Annotated in this window: 18 protein-coding genes; 9 read left to right on the top strand and 9 right to left on the bottom strand. The window is 43.8% G+C overall.

What is annotated here, in order from left to right:
- Positions 1-169: 169 nt before the first annotated feature.
- From glmM to hpsO, 4 genes are all read left to right on the top strand, one after another.
- Positions 170-1,630, top strand: a complete 1,461-nt coding sequence (gene glmM / locus JGK39_RS18140; protein ID WP_293257650.1) for a phosphoglucosamine mutase — start codon at positions 170-172, stop codon at positions 1,628-1,630.
- Positions 1,631-2,020: 390 nt separating this feature from the next.
- Positions 2,021-3,670, top strand: coding sequence for a glycosyltransferase family 39 protein (locus JGK39_RS18135; protein WP_293257647.1), 1,650 nt, complete (start codon positions 2,021-2,023; stop codon positions 3,668-3,670).
- An 18-nt stretch (positions 3,671-3,688) separates the two neighbouring features.
- Entirely contained in the window at positions 3,689-4,660 is a 972-nt protein-coding gene (gene hpsN, locus JGK39_RS18130; RefSeq protein WP_293257644.1) for a hormogonium polysaccharide biosynthesis glycosyltransferase HpsN, read from the top strand.
- A 214-nt stretch (positions 4,661-4,874) separates the two neighbouring features.
- A complete protein-coding gene (gene hpsO / locus JGK39_RS18125) occupies positions 4,875-6,047 on the top strand; it encodes a hormogonium polysaccharide biosynthesis glycosyltransferase HpsO (protein WP_293257641.1) in 1,173 nt (390 codons plus the stop codon).
- 352 nt (positions 6,048-6,399) lie between these two features.
- Here the strand turns inward: hpsO and JGK39_RS18120 are convergent, their stop codons facing one another.
- The 3 genes from JGK39_RS18120 to JGK39_RS18110 all read right to left on the bottom strand — a co-directional run bounded on the left by JGK39_RS18120 (position 6,400) and on the right by JGK39_RS18110 (position 9,149).
- Positions 6,400-7,032 carry a DUF3455 domain-containing protein gene (locus tag JGK39_RS18120; RefSeq protein WP_293257638.1) on the bottom strand — a complete coding sequence of 211 codons (633 nt, stop codon included), beginning with the start codon at positions 7,030-7,032 and terminating at the stop codon, positions 6,400-6,402.
- A gap of 205 nt (positions 7,033-7,237) precedes the next feature.
- On the bottom strand, positions 7,238-7,870 hold the full coding sequence (locus JGK39_RS18115) for an RloB family protein (protein WP_293257635.1): 633 nt from the start codon (positions 7,868-7,870) through the stop codon (positions 7,238-7,240).
- Positions 7,871-7,874: 4 nt separating this feature from the next.
- Positions 7,875-9,149: an ATP-binding protein gene (locus tag JGK39_RS18110; protein WP_293296995.1), complete on the bottom strand. Its 1,275-nt coding sequence runs from the start codon at positions 9,147-9,149 to the stop codon at positions 7,875-7,877.
- Positions 9,150-9,247: 98 nt separating this feature from the next.
- Here JGK39_RS18110 and hpsP point away from each other — a divergent pair, with 98 nt between their 5' ends.
- Positions 9,248-10,486, top strand: a complete 1,239-nt coding sequence (hpsP, locus tag JGK39_RS18105; protein ID WP_293257626.1) for a hormogonium polysaccharide biosynthesis glycosyltransferase HpsP — start codon at positions 9,248-9,250, stop codon at positions 10,484-10,486.
- Positions 10,487-10,498: 12 nt separating this feature from the next.
- On the opposite strand, the gene JGK39_RS18100 is transcribed toward hpsP, so the two are convergent.
- The 4 genes from JGK39_RS18100 to JGK39_RS18085 all read right to left on the bottom strand — a co-directional run bounded on the left by JGK39_RS18100 (position 10,499) and on the right by JGK39_RS18085 (position 15,491).
- A complete protein-coding gene (locus JGK39_RS18100; protein ID WP_293257623.1) occupies positions 10,499-12,463 on the bottom strand; it encodes a TerD family protein in 1,965 nt (654 codons plus the stop codon).
- A 239-nt stretch (positions 12,464-12,702) separates the two neighbouring features.
- Entirely contained in the window at positions 12,703-13,260 is a 558-nt protein-coding gene (locus JGK39_RS18095; protein WP_293257620.1) for a TerD family protein, read from the bottom strand.
- Between the two features lie 541 nt (positions 13,261-13,801).
- Positions 13,802-14,209, bottom strand: a complete 408-nt coding sequence (locus tag JGK39_RS18090) for a DUF4359 domain-containing protein (RefSeq protein WP_293296993.1) — start codon at positions 14,207-14,209, stop codon at positions 13,802-13,804.
- Positions 14,210-14,525: 316 nt separating this feature from the next.
- Positions 14,526-15,491, bottom strand: a complete 966-nt coding sequence (locus JGK39_RS18085; protein WP_293296991.1) for a M48 family metallopeptidase — start codon at positions 15,489-15,491, stop codon at positions 14,526-14,528.
- A 217-nt stretch (positions 15,492-15,708) separates the two neighbouring features.
- On the opposite strand from JGK39_RS18085, the gene JGK39_RS18080 reads away from it, so the two are divergent.
- From JGK39_RS18080 to JGK39_RS18070, 3 genes are read left to right on the top strand one after another with little or no spacing between them, the layout of a single operon-like run.
- Positions 15,709-16,260, top strand: coding sequence for a cupin domain-containing protein (locus JGK39_RS18080; protein ID WP_293257611.1), 552 nt, complete (start codon positions 15,709-15,711; stop codon positions 16,258-16,260).
- 2 nt (positions 16,261-16,262) lie between these two features.
- Positions 16,263-16,679: a XisH family protein gene (locus tag JGK39_RS18075; RefSeq protein ID WP_293257608.1), complete on the top strand. Its 417-nt coding sequence runs from the start codon at positions 16,263-16,265 to the stop codon at positions 16,677-16,679.
- Complete coding sequence (locus tag JGK39_RS18070) at positions 16,667-17,005, top strand: XisI protein (protein ID WP_293257604.1); 339 nt, start codon at positions 16,667-16,669, stop codon at positions 17,003-17,005. The genes JGK39_RS18075 and JGK39_RS18070 overlap by 13 nt, the downstream gene beginning before the upstream one ends.
- A gap of 130 nt (positions 17,006-17,135) precedes the next feature.
- On the opposite strand, the gene JGK39_RS18065 is transcribed toward JGK39_RS18070, so the two are convergent.
- Positions 17,136-18,755 (bottom strand): NAD(P)/FAD-dependent oxidoreductase, encoded by a 1,620-nt coding sequence (locus tag JGK39_RS18065; RefSeq protein WP_293257601.1) that lies wholly within the window; start codon positions 18,753-18,755, stop codon positions 17,136-17,138.
- A gap of 275 nt (positions 18,756-19,030) precedes the next feature.
- On the opposite strand from JGK39_RS18065, the gene JGK39_RS18060 reads away from it, so the two are divergent.
- Entirely contained in the window at positions 19,031-19,627 is a 597-nt protein-coding gene (locus tag JGK39_RS18060; RefSeq protein ID WP_293190420.1) for a chorismate lyase, read from the top strand.
- A gap of 210 nt (positions 19,628-19,837) precedes the next feature.
- On the opposite strand, the gene JGK39_RS18055 is transcribed toward JGK39_RS18060, so the two are convergent.
- The gene (locus JGK39_RS18055) at positions 19,838-21,148 is read right to left on the bottom strand and encodes a cytochrome P450 (RefSeq protein ID WP_293257598.1); all 1,311 of its coding nucleotides are present in this window, start codon (positions 21,146-21,148) and stop codon (positions 19,838-19,840) included.
- Between the last annotated feature and the right edge of the window lie 184 nt (positions 21,149-21,332).

Below are 21,332 nucleotides of genomic sequence, written 5' to 3'. Positions count from 1 at the left end.
GACACTGGAGGTAGGTAAACGAGTCACAGTAAGGGCTAGAAAGCGCCTAAAATGGCTGCTTTGCTAGAGTCGTGATAGAAATCAGGTTGGGAAGGGCTGAAAGTATTGATTTGACTCTTTCTCTGTTAACCTGCAAAGTGTGAGTGTGAATATTCCTAAAGGAGTGAATATGGTTCAGACACCTTCGCGCCATCGCGGCAGCGAGTTTTCGGCTACTAACTCGGTACAACCAGTCAAACGCGATACGATTTTGCTGGGAAATACCCTCTCCCTACCAAATACAAAACTTTTCGGCACAGACGGAATTCGCGGGAAAGTTGGAGAATTGCTGACTGCACCCCTAGCGCTGCAAGTTGGATTCTGGGCTGGGCAAGTTCTGCGCCAAAATGCCCCCAACCAGGGCCCTGTGATTTTGGGACAAGACAGCAGAAATTCCAGCGATATGCTGGCTATGGCACTGTCGGCTGGTTTGACAGCCGCCGGTTTGGAAGTGTGGAATTTGGGATTGTGCCCTACTCCCTGTGTTGCTTATCTGGCAAGCATTTCGCAGTCTGTGGGCGGAGTAATGATTTCGGCTAGCCACAATCCCCCAGAAGACAATGGGATTAAGTTTTTCGGCCCCAACGGCTCAAAGCTGTCTCAGCATTTGCAGGAACAAATCGAAGCGGGAATCCGAGGGGCCAAGGTTCCGGTTGCTAGCTTGGCTTTGGGGCATCACTACCACCGCCCGGAGTTGATTAAAGATTATGCTGCTTCTCTCTCAGGTTCGCTGCAAGAGCTGAATTTGCGCGGAATGCGGGTGGTTTTGGATTTGGCTTGGGGGGCGGCTGCTGGTTTGGCGCCGGCGGTATTCGAGCAAATGGGGGCGGATGTTATCTGTTTGCACAATTCTCCTGATGGATCTCGCATTAATGTTAACTGCGGTTCTACTCATCTCGACATTTTGCAAGCGGCGGTTTTGGAACACAATGCTGATTTGGGATTTGCTTTTGACGGCGATGCCGATCGAGTTTTGGGTGTTGACAACAAAGGGCGATCGATTGACGGCGATTACATTCTTTATCTGTGGGGCCGTCAATTGCGGGCCTCCAAACAGTTACCCGATAATTTAATTATTTCTACTGTAATGGCTAACCTCGGCTTCCAGCGAGCTTGGGAAGAATTGGGGGGCAAACTAACTAGAACGAACGTCGGAGATCAGCACGTTCATGCTGAAATGGAGCGCACTGGTGCGATGTTGGGCGGCGAACAGTCGGGCCACATTCTTTGTCCGCATTTCGGTATCAGTGGCGACGGTTTGCTGACAGCTTTGCATATGGCTTCGCTGGTGCGCGAGTCCGGGGAATCTTTGTCACAATTGGTCAGCGACAGTTTCCAAACATATCCGCAGTTGTTGGTAAATGTGCGGGTGGACGATCGCGAAAAACGCCTAAAATGGCACGAGTGCGAACCAATGCAAAAGGCGATCGATCGCGCTAAAACTGCCATGGGAGAACAGGGACGGATTTTAGTTCGCGCTTCTGGCACTGAACCGCTAATCAGAGTTATGGTGGAAGCTGCCAGCGCCGACTTGGCTAATTTCTGGACTGAAAATTTAGTCTTAGCCGTTCAGCAACACATCGCTATCTGAAGGAAGAAGGAAGAAGGAAGAAGGAAGAAGGAAGAGGGAAGAAGGAAGAATAAAGTGTTAACTTAAGTGTGAAATGCTTTGTATCTCTAGTCGATCGCCTCTTGCCCGATCTCCCTCGCATACCCCCTACTCCCCCTGGTTGTTGGGGAGTAGGGGTTGACGAAAGAGAATACTCTTGTCCCCCCCTTATTAAGGGGGGTTAGGGGGGATCTAGGCTCTGCTAAAAGCGACATTTATGAAGGATTTTAGCCTGGTAGTTGACACCGATTCCCTCTAGAGAAATATAGGGAATATTGAAACCACTTTCTCATTCTTATTACCTCATCCTTATTACCTCTCGACTAAAGAACTGAATCCTTCTTTCTTCATTTCCCCATTTCTGCTGATTTTATGAAAACCAAATCAATAAAAAATGGGCGCGTGCATCGAATTTGGTTAAAGTTTTTAATTGTCATCATATTAATAACTGGGATATTTTTTCGCTTTACAAACCTCGATCGCAAAGTCTACTCCTTCGACGAATCTATCACCTCGCTGCGAATTTCTGGCTACACCTGGACGGAAATGGTGCAGCAAGATTTTCAAGGGAAAATAATTAGCGTTCAAGATTTGCAGCGGAAATACCAGCAGATAAATCCCGAAAAAAGTTGGTTGGATACTGTTAAAGGTTTAGCAACAGAAGAACCTCAACTACCGCCGCTATATTTTATTTTAGCCAGATTTTGGGTGCAGTGGTTCGGCCCGCAAGTGGCGACTGTCAGAAGTCTTTCCGCTTGGATGAGTTTGTTGATTTTTCCGAGCGTTTATTGGCTGTGCTGGGAATTATTTCGCTCTCGACGTGCGGGATGGATGGCTGTGACAATCATGGCTGTATCGCCTTTTCACGTCTTGTACGCGCAAGAGGCAAGGCCGTACATGATGTTTGCTGTCCTCGTCTTGCTGTCAAACGCCATTCTGCTGCGGGCGATCGCCCTACAAAAATCTCCCGCCACATTTAAATCTACATTTAAATCCACATCTAAATTGAGCAAAGCCGTTTGGTTGATTTATGCGATCGCCCTGACTGTAGGACTGTATTGTAGTTTATTATTTTTTTTAGTAATATTAGCCCACGGTATCTACGTAATTATAACTGAAAATTTGCGTTTTCGCCAAACATTAATTGCTTATTTACTAGCTTCAGCGGCAGCAACACTCATTTTCGCTCCTTGGATTTTTGTATTAGTTTATAACTCGCCAAAAGTCGCTGCAACAGTAGGCTTGCCCCATCTTTCTTTGTCGGCTATATCTTCACTTAAACCTTTAATTATTATCACCTGTCGCAATTTAATTGACATCCATTGGGCGGGTGGAATCATCAAATTAGGTTCCAGCAATACCACTGATTTAATAATAAGACTAATTGTAGCTATTCTATTGATATTAGCTGTTGTACATTCAATCTACTTGCTTTGCTACTCAAGTCCCAAAGGAGTTTGGCTGTTTGTCTTGACAGAGATCGGAATTACAGCGATATTATTGATAGCAGTGGGAGGTGTTGCCGATCGCTATCTAGTTCCCTATATTTTAGGAATCCAGCTAGCTGTTGCCTACCTGTTCACCGCTAAAATTTCAGCAGCCACCAATCCCCGAAAACAAAAACTCTGGCAGCTCGGTTTAATAGCCCTAATATCGAGTGAAATAGTTTCTTGTGCCGTCAGTTCACAGTCCCAACTTTGGTGGAACAAGTATCCTTCTAGCACCAAATATAATCCCTCAATAGCCGCGATTGTGAATCAATCAAAAAAACCGTTAGTAATCTGTCACGGAGGCAACAACATCACCGGAAAAATACTGTCTGTCAGCTATTTACTGAAGCCGCAAGTAGAGCTTTTGCTCGCAGTGAAACCCGAGCAAGTTAAAATTCCTGAGGGTTTCAGCGATGTATTTCTCTACAGAAGCACCGAGCTATTGCGATTTGAACTAGAAAAAGTGCAAAAATATAAAATCACGCCAATTTATAAACCGGGCGATGTCTGGCTTTGGCGTTTAGAGAAATAATTAAAGCGGCAACTGCAAATGATGATTTCTGTTGTGATACCTACCTACAACCGCGAGCAACCCCTGCGCGAGACATTGGCTGACGCGATTCGGCAAAATTACCCGAATTTTGAAGTGCTGGTAATCGATCAAACTCGCACTCACGAATCGGAAACTCAAGTTTATTTAGAGGAATTGGCAACTGCGGGGAAAATTCGGTGGTTTCCGGTAGATTGGGCGAGTTTACCGGGAGCTCGAAATTATGCTGTGCGGCGCGCTGTGGGAGAGATTATTTTATTTATTGATGATGATGTACAATTGCCGGATGGTTTTTTGGCGGCTCATGCTGGCAATTATTTAGCAAAACCGGATGTGGGATGTGTGGCGGGTAGGGTGTTTGACAGAATGAAACTGGGTAATTCTGGAGGCGATTTGACGATCGACTTTTTGCCCCCAGAAGCGATGGATGCGGGTATTGCTTGGTATTTTATCGATTTGGTGCATACAGTAAAACCGCAGCAGGTGCTGTCGGCTAGAGGCTGCAATATGTCGTTTCGCTCCTCAGTTTTTGCCGAGTGGGGTTTGACGTTTGACGAGCGGTTTGTAGGGAGTGCGGTGCGGGAGGAGTCGGATTTTTGTTTGAGATTGCGATCGACTAACATGAAAATTTGGTACGATCCCAGTGCCTGTTTAGTTCACTTGGCGGAGGAGAGCGGCGGATGTCACGATGTCAGCACGCGATCGATCGAATATCAAATCACTTTTTATCACAACCACTTCCTCATGGGATTGAAAAATTTAACACCCTTTCAATGCCTGCGATTTTTCGCCAAACTCTTTGACTGCCACGTTTTGGGGAATCCGCCTTGTCATAAAAGCCGATCGCCCATTAAAATCATTATTCGACTTACCTTTTATATCCTCGGCTTGATTAGCGCTATCATCACACTCATCAAATCTCTGTGGACTGACGGACAAATTTACACCAATCAAGATCGCACCAACTTATAATTAATTCAATCTTTATCTAAGTTCGTAGTGAGGACTTCAGTCCTCTCTTCAGTGTTTAGTCAAGAAGGACTAAAGTCCTTACTACAAACAATCTTTATCTAAGTTCGTAGTGAGGACTTCAGTCCTCTCTCCAGCGTTTAGTCAAGAAGGACTAAAGTCCTTACTACAAACAAATCTAACTACTAATTGCTAGCTAATGCTCGCTCGTTAAAAAATGAGAATTTTGGTTGCCAGCCATACCTATATAGTTGACATAAATCGGGAAAAATTCAAAATATTAGCCAACCTAGAACCCGATATTGAAGTAACAATTGTAGTTCCGCGACGATGGAAACCCGGAGGCGTACAAAATAAAATCATCGAAACCGAATTTTATCAAGAAGACTCATTTAAAATAGTTCCCATCTCGAATTTCAGTCAAAACAATCAAGGCTTGCTAACATTTGGCACAGATATAATTAGACTTTTACAGGAATTCAAGCCGCAGATCATCCAAGTCGAACAAGGTTCAAAATCCCTAGCCTACAGCCAATTAATTATACTCAACAAATTGCTCAAACTCCAAGCCAAAAATATATTATTTACCTGGTGGAACCTATCCTATGAATTGAAATGGCCTATTTCCGTATTAGAAAATTGCAATCTTCAGAATACCGACGGCATTATTGCAGGCAACCTAGACGGATCTAAAATTTTGCACCAGCGGGGCTACAGAGGTGCGATGGCAGTAATGCCCCAACTGGGAGTAGATGAAAAATTGTTTGTCCCTGCTGCTAAAGATATTGAGTTGTCCATAAAATTTGGCATTAAACCGACCGATTTTGTGGTAGGATTTGTAGGGCGATTTGTAGAAGAAAAAGGACTGCTAACTTTAGCTGAATCATTGGCAGGGTTGAAAGAACGCTCTTGGAAGTGGCTGTTGGTAGGACAAGGAAAATTGCGATCGCACCTCGAACAAAAATGTAGAGAATGGGGCATCAGCGACAGAATTATCTGGGTAGAAAGCGTTTCCCACGAAGCAATACCCCCCTACATTAACTTAATGAACTGTTTGGTATTGCCCTCGCAAACCAGCTATAAATTCAAAACTTTGACTACCGTGGGCTGGAAAGAACAATTCGGTCATGTTTTAATTGAAGCGATGGCGTGTAAAATTCCGGTTATCGGTTCCGATTGCGGGGAAATTCCCCACGTTATCGGCGATGCGGGGTTAGTCTTCCCGGAGGGAAATGCAGGGATTTTGCGCGATTGTTTGCAGCAATTGATGGAAGGGCGGGATTTTGCTGCTGATTTGGGCGATCGGGGTTATCATAGAGCCATGAGCAATTATACAAATCAAGCTTTAGCTGAGCAGTTATTAGATTTTTACAAACAACTTTTGCAGTAGAAGGTAGAAGTCCTAGGGTGTGTCGCATCAAAAAGTCCTAACTACATATTAACAATCTCATAGCGACGCACCTGGATTATTCAAGGATTCGTGCAAATAAACCAAACACTTCTTTTGCAGCAAAACCGGGAGCATCTCACTTTTGCTTTACGGTTCGTAGTGAGGACTTTAGTCCGCATCCAAGAAATGACTGAAGTCCGAAGTCCGGGTGTATCTGGTTTTTGAAGCCTGAAGAAGCATGACCGCATATAAGTTATTAGTTATAATCTTATATTCATGGAGGTCATGCTTCGCCCCTACAAATATATTTGCTTCCATTGAGATGCACCCGTAAAACCTTTTAACAAGCGTATTACTTATTGGCAGTAAAGAAGTAGTAATCTGCCGTGTAATCCACACGGACAGTGCTATTTTGTTTTGAGGAATCGCATCCGGTAGCTGGGGCTTTACCACCTTTAGTATTTACCCGCTGGATATAGGTAACTTTGCTAAATAAGCCGTTACCTTCATTGCTTTTGGCACTTAGTAGCACCCAAGGAATGGTAGTGCGATCGGGCGAATCAACACGTTCTTTTACTTCGCCAACGACTTTACTCTTGTCTTTAGTATACTCCCAAGTTGGGCCACCGTAATGTTTGCCAACTAATGCGCCACTTGCACTAAATAAATCAGCTTCCGGTGCTTTTAATGTCCATTCAAATTGAGTGCGATCGCCCGTTTTGGCTTGACACACGTAAATTTGTACGCCTTTGGCTGATATTTGGGAGATCAAAGCATTACCAGCAGGCACTTGTAGCTTCGCTGGCACGTCAGGAAGCTGTTTATTGGTGTCCCTGGGAATGGGATTCTGTGCGACGGTTATAGCTGATGCTGTTGGCTGTAATGGCGGTACTTCGGCGGTAGCGGCTGCATTGGTTGTCGGATAACTAATGGCGGCTAACATCGAAATTGCGATCGGCATCAGTAACAGAGATTGTTTAGCCATTTTTGATTCAACTCCTAAAGTTACTTAAAAATGAACAGTCATTTTTGGTATTCTGCATGATTAATCTTGCTCGATCGTATCACAACACCCTTGGGTTAGCCCGATCGGATAAATTTTATCTCGCCTATGGGACACACAGACTCATGAGAAGAAGTCAAATTGTGCTAATACCAAGTATATTTAAGGTATATCGTGTCAAAATTCATCAACTCTTAGGAATAAAACTATTAAGTTCTTCCACTAGCAGATGCACTGTTGTTGAAGGATTATCACTTTCAGGATTAGGGCGATTGTATTCCAATAAAAGCTTTTTTGCGTGTTTAATCGCATCCTGCTGTTTGCTTTTCAGTTCCTCGTAAATCGTCTCGCTGTTTTTCTGATACTCGTGTCCCAGCAACTTTGTCAACATATTTTGATAATCCTTGCGAGAAATTCCAGTATTATAAAAATGGAAATGTAGTAAATACCAAAGTTCAAAAGCATCATTGGAGTATGCTACTTTAATCTCGTTATTTTTGGCAAGAGTCATAGCTGCATTAAAATTTTGCGCGTCGTTAGAATTTTTACCGTTAATATCGCGATCTAACACACACCAAAATCGATCGCTTCCGTCGTATTCTGACTTATTTTTTAACTCAATAGCTTTTTCAACTAAACTCCTCGTGTTTTTCCCTTCTCCCTTGATATCAAGGTTGATTACCCTTGCATCTACCGAAAATTTTTTAAAATAGTTTGGTTCTGTTTTCTCACCTTCACACACTATTAAAAACCATCTTCTACTTTTATCTTTTCGATTGTAGTAATCAATCTTGCTTCGAGATGAACTCTTTTTACTCATCAAGTTAACCTATTAGTTCTTTGAAATTACCAATAAAAGGGATAGCGCCATACTTACCGATAATATAATCGTCTTCAAATGAGGCATCTTTTCCTACTTTATACTCTACCAAAGAATACAAATCAGTAGCGCCCTTGTTATCCTTTTCAGTAAACCATACTTGATCCTTGCGAAAAGTCTTGCTACTGAGCAAGTTTGTGTCGTGTGTCGTAAATATAAGCTGTGCGTTGTGCGGATTAGTCTCGTTAGAATTGAATAAGCAGATTAATTCGCGAGTAATCAACGGATGTAGTCGGGCATCAAGTTCATCTATGAATAAAATCTTTCCTATCCTCAAAGTATCGAGAAGCAGCCCTGCTAATGCAAACAATTTGTTTGTTCCCTCAGACTCATGCTTTTCAATATCGAATATTTCTATAGCAGTCTGCTTACCGTCAGCATCATATTTCCGATGAACTGTTTTCACGGTTGGTTTGCTTTCAGAAATAGGATATAAACTACCGTAGGAATTACCATATAATGCTGTATTATTGGAAATAATAAATACAGGTTGATTTGTGATTTCGATATCAGCAATACCCAAGTCTAATTTTTTGATGAATTCAATAATATCATGCCTGTGGCGATCGTTCTCAAAAGACTCTAAAGTTTCCTTGCGGTATTGCCTATCTTGCAAGCCTGATATCAATTGCAAAGTTTTACTGAACCACAGCAGAATTTTGCCAGAAAGTTTACCATTAAATTGTGCAACAACAGAAATAAATAAAGCATTGCTTCGGGTTTTATCGCTAATACCTTGCCCCTCCGGAAAATCATCTAATATAAAATTGTCAAAATCCCGTTCAAAAAGCATTTTTTCTGCACGATCGTCAGTTTGAAACAACCACTCAGAAACAACCTGCTCAGCGTTCACCTCAAAACCATACCTAAAATTTTTGCCTTCTAGCAGGAAAACGATTTCAAAGAAGGATGGCTCTTTTTCTGTCTCTGTGCTTAGCCTGAACGCCTCAATATCGATCGCCTCTGAAACTTGCGTTTCTTTGGATGAGTTGAGGACAAACCATTTCATAAAGCTAATAGCAGCAACAAGATTGCTTTTGCCGCTGGCATTGGCTCCATAAATAGCAGCACTTTTAAGCAATTTTAATTTACGGTCAATTACAAATACATTATTTTCGTCCAGCTCTTTGTCTTCCTCCGTGATTGACGAAGCTACCATGCTGAGGGTGACAGTTTCTTTAAAAGATTTATAGTTGCCGGCGCTGAATCCAATCAGCATAACGTGCCTCCGATCGCCTAAATTGGTATAAGGTGCAAAATTTGCAATTTTTTATATAATAACATAACCAGCTACCGCAACTAAGGCAACGGCTAATCATGCGAATCCTTCAAATTATCCCCTCAATTTCGCTCGTCTACGGCGGCCCGAGTCAAATGGTACTGGGACTTTCTGCTGCCCTCGCTTCCCAAGGCATTGATGTCACAATTATCACTACAGATTCTAACGGAGATATCGGTCAACATCCCTTAGATGTACCCTTAAATCAACCCATAAAACAAAACGGCTATCAGATTATTTACTTCCGCTGTTCTCCCTTCCGCAGATATAAGTTTTCACTCTCGTTATTGCAGTGGTTAAATCAAAATGCGCGGCAATTTGACCTCGCTCACATTCACGCTTTGTTCTCGCCAGTAACTACTTTTGCTGCTACAATTGCCAGGTATCACAAGTTACCCTATATTATGCGTCCCTGCGGTATGCTTGACCCCGCAGACTTGCAGAAAAAAAAGTTCTTAAAACAGATTTATGCGGCAATCTTAGAACGCCCTAATTTAGCAGGTGCGGCAGCAATTCATTTTACTAGCAAACAAGAAGCTAAAATTTCAGAAAGGTTTGGTTTGGATAGCACAGGCAAGATGCCTGTTTCACAGGATTTTTTGCCATTAGATAGCACAGGCAAGATGCCTGTGTCACAGGATTTTTTGCCACAAGATTTGGTTATTCCATTGGGGGTGACGGCAGATTTGTACCCTAAAATATTGCCTGATTCGGAAATACCAATCATATTATTTTTGTCGCGAATTGAGCCTAAAAAAGGATTAGAATTGCTGATTTCGGCACTAGAAACTATTTTAAAGAATGGCATAAACTTTCAGTTTATTTTAGCAGGTTCCAATCCACAAGATGCCGATTATGAAAGTAAGATTAAAGAACAAATACAAAATTCAAGCTTAGGAAAATTTACGACAATAACGGGTTTTGTTAGCGGTGATTCAAAAATTGCACTGTTGAGAAAAGCTGACTTATTTGTGTTGCCTTCTTATTACGAAAACTTTGGTATTGCTGTTGCAGAAGCGATGGCTGCGGGTGTACCTGTTGTTATTTCCGATCGCGTTTATATTTCCGATGACATCCAGCAAGCAGAAGCGGGTTGGGTTGCGCCTCTGGAGGTAGGGGCGATCGCCCGCGCGATCGCATCAGCACTCCTGTCACCACCGGAAAGGCAGCGCAGGGGCTTTAACGCGCAAGCTTATGCCAAAAAGTATTATAACTGGGAGGCGATCGCCCGACAAACCATCGATGCTTACCAGCACATTTTGGCATCTATTAACTAACGCGACTGAAGTTTACCTTTTACTTCTTCTCCGGCGGCGAGTTTTTGTGCTGCTGCTATCGGAATCTTCCGGGGATACTCGGGCATCGCTGCTATTGCTTTTAATCTCAGTAGAGTCAGAGTTTGAGGCACTGCTGGCGGATTTCTTTCTAACTATAATCGGCACATTCACAGAACCACCGCAGCGTCGCCCCAACGAGTCGATATTCCTTCGATAATCGCAGATTACAGCCTGTGCAGTTGGTTCTTTACACTCATTAATAAAGTTTTTTGCTAATTGGTAATTATTGCCGTCTCCCTGCTTTGAAAAAAGTTCTCCAGCTTGGTTAAAGTCTGCTACTGCTTGCGATTTAGTTCCCAACATACAGCGAATAGCACCTCGTTCCAAATAAGCCAAACCATAATCTGGATTAATGCGAATCGCTTGTTCATAGCTGCCGATCGCCTTTTGTTTATTTCCCAATTCATAGTATGCTTGACCGCGACCGAAATAAGCTTCTGCCAAGTTAGGATTAAATTGCAGCGCTCGATCGTAATGGTAAATTGCCTGCTGCTTGTTTCCCTGTTTTGAACTCGCAATTCCCAATCCGAGATAAGCTTGAGGTATGTTGGGATTCAGCCCTAAAGCCTGATTGAAATTTGCGATCGCCCCGGGAACATCTCCCTTTTGAATTTTCAAAGAACCTTGGTTGCTGAAGTTCGTGGCTTTTTGAGCGATCGCCACTCTTTGACCGATAATAGCGCGATTGGCGCGGTAACTAGATAACTTATTTTGAGCTAGATTATAAACAGGTGTACGTGAGTCGATCGCTTCTAAAAGTGCGATCGCCTGTTGCCATTTATTTTGAGACTGATGCCAAACTTCCATAGGATGAGGCGGTTTTTGCACGAGTACAGCAGCTTCCACCGCCACTTTTTGAGCTTTTTCTAGACTTTCTGCCGCCTGTAAATTTCGCCCTACAGGAACCAAACTCGATCGCAGTGTCAGCAAATCAACTCTCGCCTGTTGATACCCAAAGCCGGGGAAGTTAGGAATTTTCTCTAAATTTGCGATCGTATCTTTAAGTCGTTTATCGAAACTTCTGAGCAGATTGACATCGGTTGCTTTTGCTGCATTCTGCGCCTCAACTGCCAGTATTTTCGCTTGCTGGAGCGTTTCATTTCCCGATCGCATAAAGGCGATCGCACCTGCACCTGTCCCCAAAACCAAAACCCCTAAACTTGCCGCTAAAGCTAGCGGTATTTTGCGGCTTGGGGAATTAACTTGATTGTTAATTGGCGATCGCAGCCGACTCCCCGTCTCCCCGGAAGTTTCCGCTTCTGACTCCACCTCCAAATCCCAAGCCGGCAACTGCAAATCATCTCCTGCTGTTCCCGCTGCCAACTCGTTAGTAATTGGAGCAATATTACTGCTATTTCCGCTACAATACTTGTCAACAAAACTCTGCAATCCGGCTTGATATCCTTGTCCTACAGCCTGAAATTTCCACTCTCCATTTTTTCTATACAAACGACCTAATTCTAAAGCATTTTCTCGCGAAAAATTCTCTTTTAATTGATACCGAACCAGTTCAAGTCCCGTATCCAAATTGCTAATTTTGATAAAACTATTTCTGATATTGCTAAAACTTGCATTAATTTTATCTGCTTCGTGAATAGTGACAGCAAAAGTTATTTCCACAATTTCCGGATTAACTTTTTCTAAGATAACGCCGTAAATAGTCTTATTTTTGTGACCGGGGTTGTTGTTTGCAGGAATCGATTGCAGTACCGAACCGTCACAGGATTGCAGATTATTGTAAAAGATAAAATATTGATCGTTAGGTACTTTGCCGTCAGCACCTAGCATAAAAGCAGAGACATCAATCTCGTAGCTTTGTCCTGCCTCTGTCACCTGCCAACCGATGGCGATCGCCATTTTTTTTAAATCCGGCGCTTCTTGAGAGATATTAAAGCTCTGACCCTTACTTAACTGCATTGCCATCTGCTTATTTGTTAAACATAAAACTTTATAGTGTTCATGTTAATATTAAATGACACAATAAGTTTTTTGCTTAATAAAATTTAATGTTAGGATTTTAAGAGCGGGCTTGATTAACAATAGGTGCTGCCTGTATCTGGATTTATTGAGATTTACTTAGTTCTAATTACGTAGATATAATTACGTAAGTAAAAACCGGGCTTTCTACAAAACCCGGTTTCTAAATTATTGCTATTTCAGCTACAATACTTGTCAACAAAACTCTTTAATCCAGCTTGATATCCTGCTCCTACCGCCTGAAATCTCCACTCTCCATTCTTTCTATACAAACGACCAAATTCTAGAGCCGTTTCTTGCGTAAAATTCTCTGTTAATTCATACCGAACAAGTTCGACTCCCGTATCCAAATTGACAATTTTGATAAAACTATTTCTGATATTGCTAAAATTTGCATTAATTTTCTCAGCTTCGTGAATAGTCACAACAAAAGTTATTTCCACAATTTCCGGATTAACTTTTTCTAAGATAACGCCGTAAATAGTCTTATTTTCTTTACCTGGGCTGTTTGCAGGAATCGATTGCAGTACGGAACCATCAGAGGATTGCAGATTATTGTAAAAGATAAAATATTGATCGTTAGGTAATTTGCCGTCAGAACCTAGCATAAATGCAGAAACATCAATATCGTAGCTTTGTCCCGCCTCCGTTACCTGCCAACCGAGGGCGATCGCCATTTTTTTTAAATCCGGTGCTTCTTGAGAGAGATTAAATCTCTCACCCTTACTTAATTGCATAGCCATCTGCTTATTTGTCAAACATAAAAATTTATCTTATTTATTTTAATAGTAAGTGGGACGATAACTTTTCGTGTTTAATAAAACTTAATATTTTTATAATATAGTAGTCTTCCCATCATTTGGATAATTTTTGTAGTTGCTCTTAAAGATCCAGGTTGCCCCGATAGATAGGTGGTAGGCACGCACCATCCACTACCGCTACCAATCTTCATCAATCATTTAGGATTGCTATAAATCTTTAATGATCGCAGATATCTTTTTGGCAAGATGTCTATTAAATTTAGGTACGTAGTTGCGATGAAAGCGCTCTTTTTGGATCTCGGAAAGAGCGCTGAAGCGCAACTACGTACCTGCTGCTAAAACTAGCATAATAAAATGCTAACTATTAATTATAGAATAGATTGTTTTTTGCAATAGGTCTAATAGTCTAATTTTAATTTATCCCTACAAAGGTTCCGGCCTTAAACCAATTATTTCTAGTAAGTAAAAACCGGGTTCGATCGCAAGCCCGGTTTCTATAATTTAACTTAATTTGACATTACTTTTCAGCATTTGCCGAACCAGGTGGGACGGTAACGAAATTGCCAAAAGCTCCAACCGTTTGATAGCTTTTTTTACCTAGTTGAGTTGTGTAAATGCTGACAATGCCTAAGTTCTGGCGTTCCGTTGTATTGTCGAGCAAGTGTTCGATCGATCCGCGCTGCGAAGTCAGCAAATTTTTGCAACTCCCGATCAGAGTCTGTGCAACGCCGCTCAAAGCTTTGGGAACGCTAGAATCCTTGCACACAGTGCTTTCCAACTCGGTTTGAAGCACGCCGGAAGCATAAGTTAGGTATTTATCTCTCGGAGGATTTGTAAATGCCATGCCGGCGGCGAGCACAGTTAGGGCGATCGCAACTTTTCCCACATTGCCGAAAAAATTAGAAGTTGGTTGGTTAGTATTCATTGGTTTATCAATAATCATTTTTTTCCTAGCCCGGTTGAGTTATAAACTTATCTTGATTTAAACTACACCTTCTGAGAAACAGATTTCAGAAAGCAGAGGACAGTTTTTAGATTGGAAGCCCGTTTCGTCTGCCAACTCTCGCGAGCGGGAGGCTCGCACTGAAATATAATTCGGATGTAGCCAGATGGGAGCTCCGCAGCCTGTCTTCCTTCTACTTTCTTCCCTTCCCCAAATCCGGTGAATTTTCCCAGACTTACTCAAACAGTGGTTGAAGGTGCTAATGACAGCCGCAAGGTGCTTGCGGCACATCCTCAACTTATTTTTGCTTTGATTTTTGCCGATCGATCTCCCGCTGCAATTCTTCAATCTGACGGCGCAAAGCCTCCGTCTCGCTGTTAGGCGTCTGAGACTTCACATCAACCGCACCCTCAGCCACAGCCCGCTTGTAATTCCCTAGCTTAATTTGCCGGTATTCCTCGGAAGTCGCCCAATCTCGCAAATACCGCAGCCTTTCCACCGGGAAAGGGTGACTCAGCATCACCCCTTGGCCACCGTTGTAAAGTAAAAATTTATACACTTGGTTGAGATTGTCGCGATCGAGATCTTGATACTTGTCAGACTGGCGGATAAACTCTTGCAAACTGCATTGGTCAGCATATTTACTGCTAACTCCCGAAAGTTTCATCATCGTTTTCATCACAGTGTTCAAGTCATCCATCACCAACAAAGCCGCCCTGTCAGCCGATAATTCAGCCTTGCGCCGCCACTCGTAAAAAGCAAAAATTAAACCGCTGCCGACAATATTTCCCAGTCCAAAAGTCATCTCGCCAATTGTCGAGGCGATGCTCATCGCCCACATCGCCATTTGATTTAAAGTTGGATGGCCGCATTTGATGTGTCCCAACTCGTGAGCCAGCACTACCTTGATTTCTGCCTCATCCAACAAATCTAAAAGACCTGTATTTAAAACTATGTAGGGCTGGTTTTTTCCGAGAGCATAGCTGTTAACGGCGGGATTCTGAGACACAAACAAACCCGGTTCGGGGAAAATATCTAAATCTTGCACGCACTCTCGAAAAATATGATAGATGCTGGCATATTGGCGCGGCCCGACTTGTATGCTATTTCCCATTAGGTAAACGAATTGCGGTCGTTCGTAGACAAACTCTACAAATTTGCTGGCAATTAAGTCAAATCCAGGTACGCTCCGCAATGCGGCCTCGGCTTGGCGATCGAGGGGATGCTGAAAAGCTTCGCTAGAAATTCCAGTATAAGTAGGCATAGTTGTTGCAAAAGTTACATTAAATATATCAGTATTGCCGATCGCTGCGACTGCTAGCTGGCGGCTGACTTATCCATCCTATTGTGACAAATATTGAACTCTTGTGGAACAGGCCGGAGAGCCTATTCAAATTAAGTTAAAATAGTGATTCTTGTACAGGCGCGATCGACAAGCGTCTTTCGCTGTGTCTGTTAATCAAAAATAGGAACGTGCAAAAATGGCTATCCTGCGACTCGAAAACGGTACAACCTACACTCAACACAGCGACATTACCCGCGAACTCGCTCCCTTAAACATTCAACTCAAGCGCTGGGCTGTGGGTGACAACCCAGAAATTCGGGAATTGCTGGCTCTCGATGCGATCGACGACAATCAAAAAGAGCAAGTGCTACAAGCCCTCGACGGCTACTTTCAACAACTCAAGGAAAGCGCAGGCTATCAGTCACGCGACTTAATTGTACTCCACCCAGACGTTCCTAATCTCGATGTTCTGCTGTCCAAATTTGATAAGTGTCACATTCACGCTGACGATGAAGTGCGCTACATTGTAGCAGGAGAAGGAATTTTCGGTTTTGTGCGTCCCGACGGTAGTCAAGTAGAAGTGACTGTACAGCCCGAAGAATTTATCAACGTACCAGCGAATACGGAACACTGGTTTTATTTGACAGCAGCCCGGAAAGTTAAAGCTGTGCGCTATTTTACCACCACGGTCGGTTGGACACCGGAATATACGGATACTCAAATTCGATCGCAATTAGCTACTGTTTAAATATGCCAGCTAAAGATAAGTTTCACGAACTCGTCAAAACTGCCCTCGAAAATCAGGGTTGGACAATTACCGATGACCCTTATCATATCGATCTCGGATTTGTTGATTTTTATATCGATCTGGGTGCAGAACAGTTATTAGCAGCGACAAAGGATCATGAAAAAATTGCTGTTGAAATCAAAACGTTTTTGGCACCATCGACTATTTCAGAGTTTCATACCGCAGTGGGACAATTTATTAACTATCGGATTGCATTAGAATTTGACGATCCAGAGAGAATTCTTTACTTGGCAATTCCATTAGGTATTCACAGAAAATTTTTCAAATACTCATTTATTCAAACGGTAATTGAACGCAATCAAATTCCACTTTTAGTTTACGACACCGAAAAACAGGAGATTTCTGAATGGATAAAGTAAGTTTGTATCGTCAACATATTAAGGAGTTGCTAACTGAACGGGCCGGAAGGCGATCGCCTCACGATCCAGTTGCCAGCGAGACGATTTTCGATCTAATCAGCGATCGATATCAACTTGTTCATGTGGGCTGGAAAGATAGTAACACTCGCATTTATGGCTGCATAATCCATGTGGATATTAAAGATGGGAAAATTTGGGTGCAGCATGACGGGACTGAAGAGGCGATCGCCAATCAATTAATAGCACGAGGCGTCCCATCCCAGGAAATTGTGCTAGCCTATCATGCACCTCATGTCCGACAATACACCGAATTTGCAGTAGGTTGATCTGAGATGTTAAATCAACAGCAACAGGCAAGATGCCTGTTCCACAAGAAATTTAATCTTTGTGGAACAGGCATCTTGCCCGTTCATAAAAGGCTAATTGACATTGTGCAAAATCTTAGTTAATCCTACCTCAAACTTTGTGATTTGAAGATCGCAATATACTCAAAGCAACCGCCTCCGCCACCTTAATCCCATCAATCCCCGCTGACAGGATTCCACCCGCATATCCCGCACCTTCCCCAGCAGGATAAAGGCCTTCTGTATTCAAACTCTGATAATCCTCCTTGCGCTCGATCCGAATTGGTGAAGAAGTGCGCGTTTCCACCCCTGTCAAAACCGCATCATCCATCGCAAATCCTTTAATTTGTTTGTCAAAGGCCGGCAGTGCTTCGCGGATGGCTGCGATCGCAAAATCCGGCAAACTTTCGCTCAAATCAGTCATCACAACACCCGGCGTATAAGACGGCTGCACAGCGCCTAGGGCCGTCGAAGGGCGATTCGCCAAAAAATCACCCACAAGCTGCCCAGGCGCGTTGTAAGTGCTTCCTCCTAACTCAAATGCGCGTTCTTCTAAGCGGCGCTGAAACTCAATTCCCGCCAAGGGATGACCGGGATAATCCTCCGGCGTGATACCCACGACAATGCCGCTGTTAGCATTGCGTTCGTTGCGAGAATATTGACTCATCCCATTAGTGACAACTCGCCCCGGTTCTGACGCCGCCGCCACTACCAAACCGCCGGGACACATACAGAAACTGTACACAGAACGATTGTTTTGGCAATGGTGCACCAGTTTGTAATCGGCGGCACCCAAAAGTTTGTGGCCCGCCCGATCGCCAAAACGACAGCGATCGATTAGCTTCTGCGGATGTTCCACCCGAAAACCAATCGAAAAAGGTTTAGCCTCGATGTAAACGCCGCGCGAAAATAACATTTCAAAAGTATCGCGGGCGCTGTGTCCCACCGCCAAAACTATATAATTACTAGCAATATATTCTCCGCTGGCGGTGGTAATTCCCTGCACTTTGCCATTTTCGATGTGAATATCTTCCACGCGAGTTTGAAACCGAATCTCGCCGCCTAATGATTCAATTCTTGCCCGCATATTTTGGACAATTCCTACTAATTTTAATGTCCCAATATGCGGCTTATTAATATATAAAATTTCCGGTGAAGCACCCGCCTTCACAAGTTCTGTCAGCACCTTGCGCCCGTAATGCTGAGGATCTTTTACTTGACTGTAGAGTTTGCCATCGGAAAAAGTTCCCGCACCACCTTCGCCAAACTGGGCGTTAGATTCTGGGTTGAATTCTGCTTTTTTCTTCCAAAATCCAAAGGTGTCAGCGGTGCGATCGCGCACAGCTTTGCCGCGTTCCAAAAGGATGGGGCGAAACCCCATTTGTGCCAGCATCAGCCCTGCAAACATACCGCAAGGCCCCGTACCGATCACGATGGGGCGAACCGTCAAATTGCTGGAGGCTTGCGCTACGTTGCGATAACTCGTGTCTGGCGTTACCATGACATGAGGGTCTTTTTTGAAGCGTTGGAGAAGTTGCTTTTCCTGTGTTGTCTCCACATCCACAATATACACAAGAACAATTTCGGCTTTTTTGCGAGCGTCGTAGCTGCGTTTGAAGATGGTATAGCTGAGCAATTCTGCGGGGGGAATTTGCAGCTTTTTGAGAAGGGCGCTGGCGATCGCATCTTCAGGATGATCGAGGGGAAGTTTTATTTCGGTTATTCGTAACATATAGGGCAAAGAAGTTCGGCAACGGATTGGGTAATGGATTTAACTGAGATGTTGTAACATTCTCAAAAACAGGCAAGATGCCTGTTCCACAAAAACTCAATTTTATTGTGGAACGGACCGGAGAGCCCGTAACATTCTCAAAACAGGCAAGATGCCTGTTCCACAAAAACTCAATTTTATTGTGGAACGGGCCGGAGAACCCGTTTCTAAACAGATTTAAACTGTAGATTGCAGAAGCGTTATAATAAACAAAAAATTAAGTTTTGTAAAGACCCTTGACTGCAACATTTACACCAAAAAACAGCCAAACCTGGCACGCTCTCAACCCCCTGTGGGAAGGAGCAGAAGACGCAGTACAGAAGGGTTTACCCCACACCAAGCTAGCACCGGCATGGCAAATACTGCTCCTCGGCGACGGTTCCCCCACCCGTCACCTGCAACTGCTGACAGGGGAACCCACAGAAGTAGATGTGATCGATATGTCCTTAGTGGGTGAGGATGCAGACGGCGCGCCGCCACAAATTGTCGCGGTTCCCGGGCCGCGCCTGCGCCGCCAAGTGTGGCTGCGGACTGCTTCGGGACAGCGCCTCGCCTACGCGACTTCTTGGTGGGAAGCGAGTCACGTAGATGAATATTTGGAAAATAAATCTTTGCCAATTTGGGCGAGTTTAGCGCGGCTGCGGACAGAATTGTATCGCGATGTGCAAGGTATTTATTGCGGTGAGTCGGTGGCTTTGGAGGCTGCTTTTCAAGAGTCGGGGCCTTTTTGGGGGCGACACTATTTGTTTTGGCATCACGGTAAGCCGCTGACGCTGATTTATGAGGTGTTTTCGCCTTATTTAACTAAGTATTTGGGGCCGATGGAGTTGTAATATTGTAGGCGATCGCACAACCATCATAAAGTTTGTAGTGAGGACTTTAGTCCTTCTGGTTGCGGACTAAAGTCCTCACTACGAACCTGTTTGTAGTGAGGACTTTAGTCCTTCTGGTTGCGGACTAAAGTCCTCACTACGAACCTGTGCGTCACTTATCAGATTTTTAGTGATGATTGAAACATCCCACACTGACGCACCCTACGAATATTACGAACCTGCAATTTTTTGCCGGAACTTCACTCGCAAACCGTCACGCGGGTGTGGAGTCGGTACTCGGATTAAATTCAAATCTTGATCCGGTAACAAATCCCATTCGCACTCCCGAACCATCCTCGCCACAAACAGTTTCATCTCTAACCGCGCGAATTCTTTCCCCAAACATTCCCGCAAACCGCCGCCGAAGGGCACGTAACTGAAAGGTTTAGCATTTGTCGATCGCTCTAAACTAAATCGATCGGGGTCAAAGCGATCGGGTTCGGGATAAACTGAGCTATCCTGATGGGTCTGATTGATTTCGTAAAGCACGCTCCAACCCTGGGGAATTTCGTAGCCGCCGAACTCGCAAGCCTGAATTACCCGCCGAAAACCGCCTCCCACCGGCGGAACCAACCGCAGCACTTCTCGCATCACCTGCTCCAAATAAGTCATTTGTTTGAGCTGTTCCAAGTCTAGCGGTTCAGTTGCCGAAAACTGCTGTTGTTCCGCGCGAACTTTTGCCATCACATCGGGGTTTTGAGCTAGGAGAAGGCAAAAAGAGGCGATCGCCGAAGTCAAAGTCTCGTGTCCCGCAAACAACAGCAGCAGCACTTGATCTTTCAACTCCTCCAAACTCAAATTGTTTCCGTCATCGTCGCGAGCCGAAATCAGCAAACTCAAAGCATCATTCCCTTCTCCCATATCTTGTTGGCGATCGCGAATAATCTTTTCAAGTTCTAATAACAGTAAATTTCGGCACTTTTTCGCCTTTCCAAACTTAGTCCACGGCACATCTAAAGCAATCGAAAATAAACCCTCGCACCAAGTTTCAAAATAATGTCCCAGCGCCGTCTCCGAACCAGCATCAATCCCAACTAACAACTTACTAGCAACATCAAAAGTATAATTTCTCAGTTCGGGATACCACGCAAACTCGCTCATCTGCGTCCATCTTTCCAAGTAGCGCCCAGTGATATCTTCCATCCCGCCGATGTAGCCCGCCAGAGCTCGCGGTTGAAACGCTTGGTACAGCAGCTTGCGCCGATTTTGATGTTCCGAACCCGTTTGCAGCGCCAAGGAAAGCGGCCCTAAAAGCGCTTTCATGCTCGGAGGCCAACTCATAACAAAATATTGATTTTCATGGCTTAAAACAAACAAATTCGCCTCTGAGCCGGACACAAACACGGTAGGCTGTCCGAAGATGCTGGTTTTGAAAATTGGCCCGTACTGCTGGTGTCGTTTTTTGGCGAATTGGGAATCTTGCAAAAAGTTGAGGGTATCACCAATTAGCGGTAAACTGAAAGTGCCTGGAGGTAATGCCATTTTAGATTTTAGATTTTAGATTTTAGATATCATATCAAATTCAGACAAAATTGGGAAAAAACCCTGATTGGTTTGAGCGTTCGGACTTCAGTCCGCGAAAATAAGTAGCTGTAGGGTGCGTCAGTCTTAAGGTTAGGATAAAAAATAGTGGTTTTACAACTGACGCACCTACTAATTTTGCCGG

The sequence above is a fragment of the Microcoleus sp. PH2017_12_PCY_D_A genome (genome assembly GCF_020738565.1).
Taxonomy (GTDB): domain Bacteria; phylum Cyanobacteriota; class Cyanobacteriia; order Cyanobacteriales; family Microcoleaceae; genus Microcoleus.
This window is presented reverse-complemented; position numbering and strand designations above follow the sequence as displayed.

Bases quoted from the DNA above. Each gene is read 5' to 3' on its own strand.
- glmM (WP_293257650.1), top strand. From the start codon at position 170: ATGGTTCAGACACCTTCGCGCCATCGCGGCAGCGAGTTTTCGGCTACT.
- JGK39_RS18135 (WP_293257647.1), top strand. From the start codon at position 2,021: ATGAAAACCAAATCAATAAAAAATGGGCGCGTGCATCGAATTTGGTTA.
- hpsN (WP_293257644.1), top strand. From the start codon at position 3,689: ATGATGATTTCTGTTGTGATACCTACCTACAACCGCGAGCAACCCCTG.
- hpsO (WP_293257641.1), top strand. From the start codon at position 4,875: ATGAGAATTTTGGTTGCCAGCCATACCTATATAGTTGACATAAATCGG.
- JGK39_RS18120 (WP_293257638.1), bottom strand. From the start codon at position 7,032: ATGGCTAAACAATCTCTGTTACTGATGCCGATCGCAATTTCGATGTTA.
- JGK39_RS18115 (WP_293257635.1), bottom strand. From the start codon at position 7,870: ATGAGTAAAAAGAGTTCATCTCGAAGCAAGATTGATTACTACAATCGA.
- JGK39_RS18110 (WP_293296995.1), bottom strand. From the start codon at position 9,149: ATGCTGATTGGATTCAGCGCCGGCAACTATAAATCTTTTAAAGAAACT.
- hpsP (WP_293257626.1), top strand. From the start codon at position 9,248: ATGCGAATCCTTCAAATTATCCCCTCAATTTCGCTCGTCTACGGCGGC.
- JGK39_RS18100 (WP_293257623.1), bottom strand. From the start codon at position 12,463: ATGCAGTTAAGTAAGGGTCAGAGCTTTAATATCTCTCAAGAAGCGCCG.
- JGK39_RS18095 (WP_293257620.1), bottom strand. From the start codon at position 13,260: ATGCAATTAAGTAAGGGTGAGAGATTTAATCTCTCTCAAGAAGCACCG.
- JGK39_RS18090 (WP_293296993.1), bottom strand. From the start codon at position 14,209: ATGAATACTAACCAACCAACTTCTAATTTTTTCGGCAATGTGGGAAAA.
- JGK39_RS18085 (WP_293296991.1), bottom strand. From the start codon at position 15,491: ATGCCTACTTATACTGGAATTTCTAGCGAAGCTTTTCAGCATCCCCTC.
- JGK39_RS18080 (WP_293257611.1), top strand. From the start codon at position 15,709: ATGGCTATCCTGCGACTCGAAAACGGTACAACCTACACTCAACACAGC.
- JGK39_RS18075 (WP_293257608.1), top strand. From the start codon at position 16,263: ATGCCAGCTAAAGATAAGTTTCACGAACTCGTCAAAACTGCCCTCGAA.
- JGK39_RS18070 (WP_293257604.1), top strand. From the start codon at position 16,667: ATGGATAAAGTAAGTTTGTATCGTCAACATATTAAGGAGTTGCTAACT.
- JGK39_RS18065 (WP_293257601.1), bottom strand. From the start codon at position 18,755: ATGTTACGAATAACCGAAATAAAACTTCCCCTCGATCATCCTGAAGAT.
- JGK39_RS18055 (WP_293257598.1), bottom strand. From the start codon at position 21,148: ATGGCATTACCTCCAGGCACTTTCAGTTTACCGCTAATTGGTGATACC.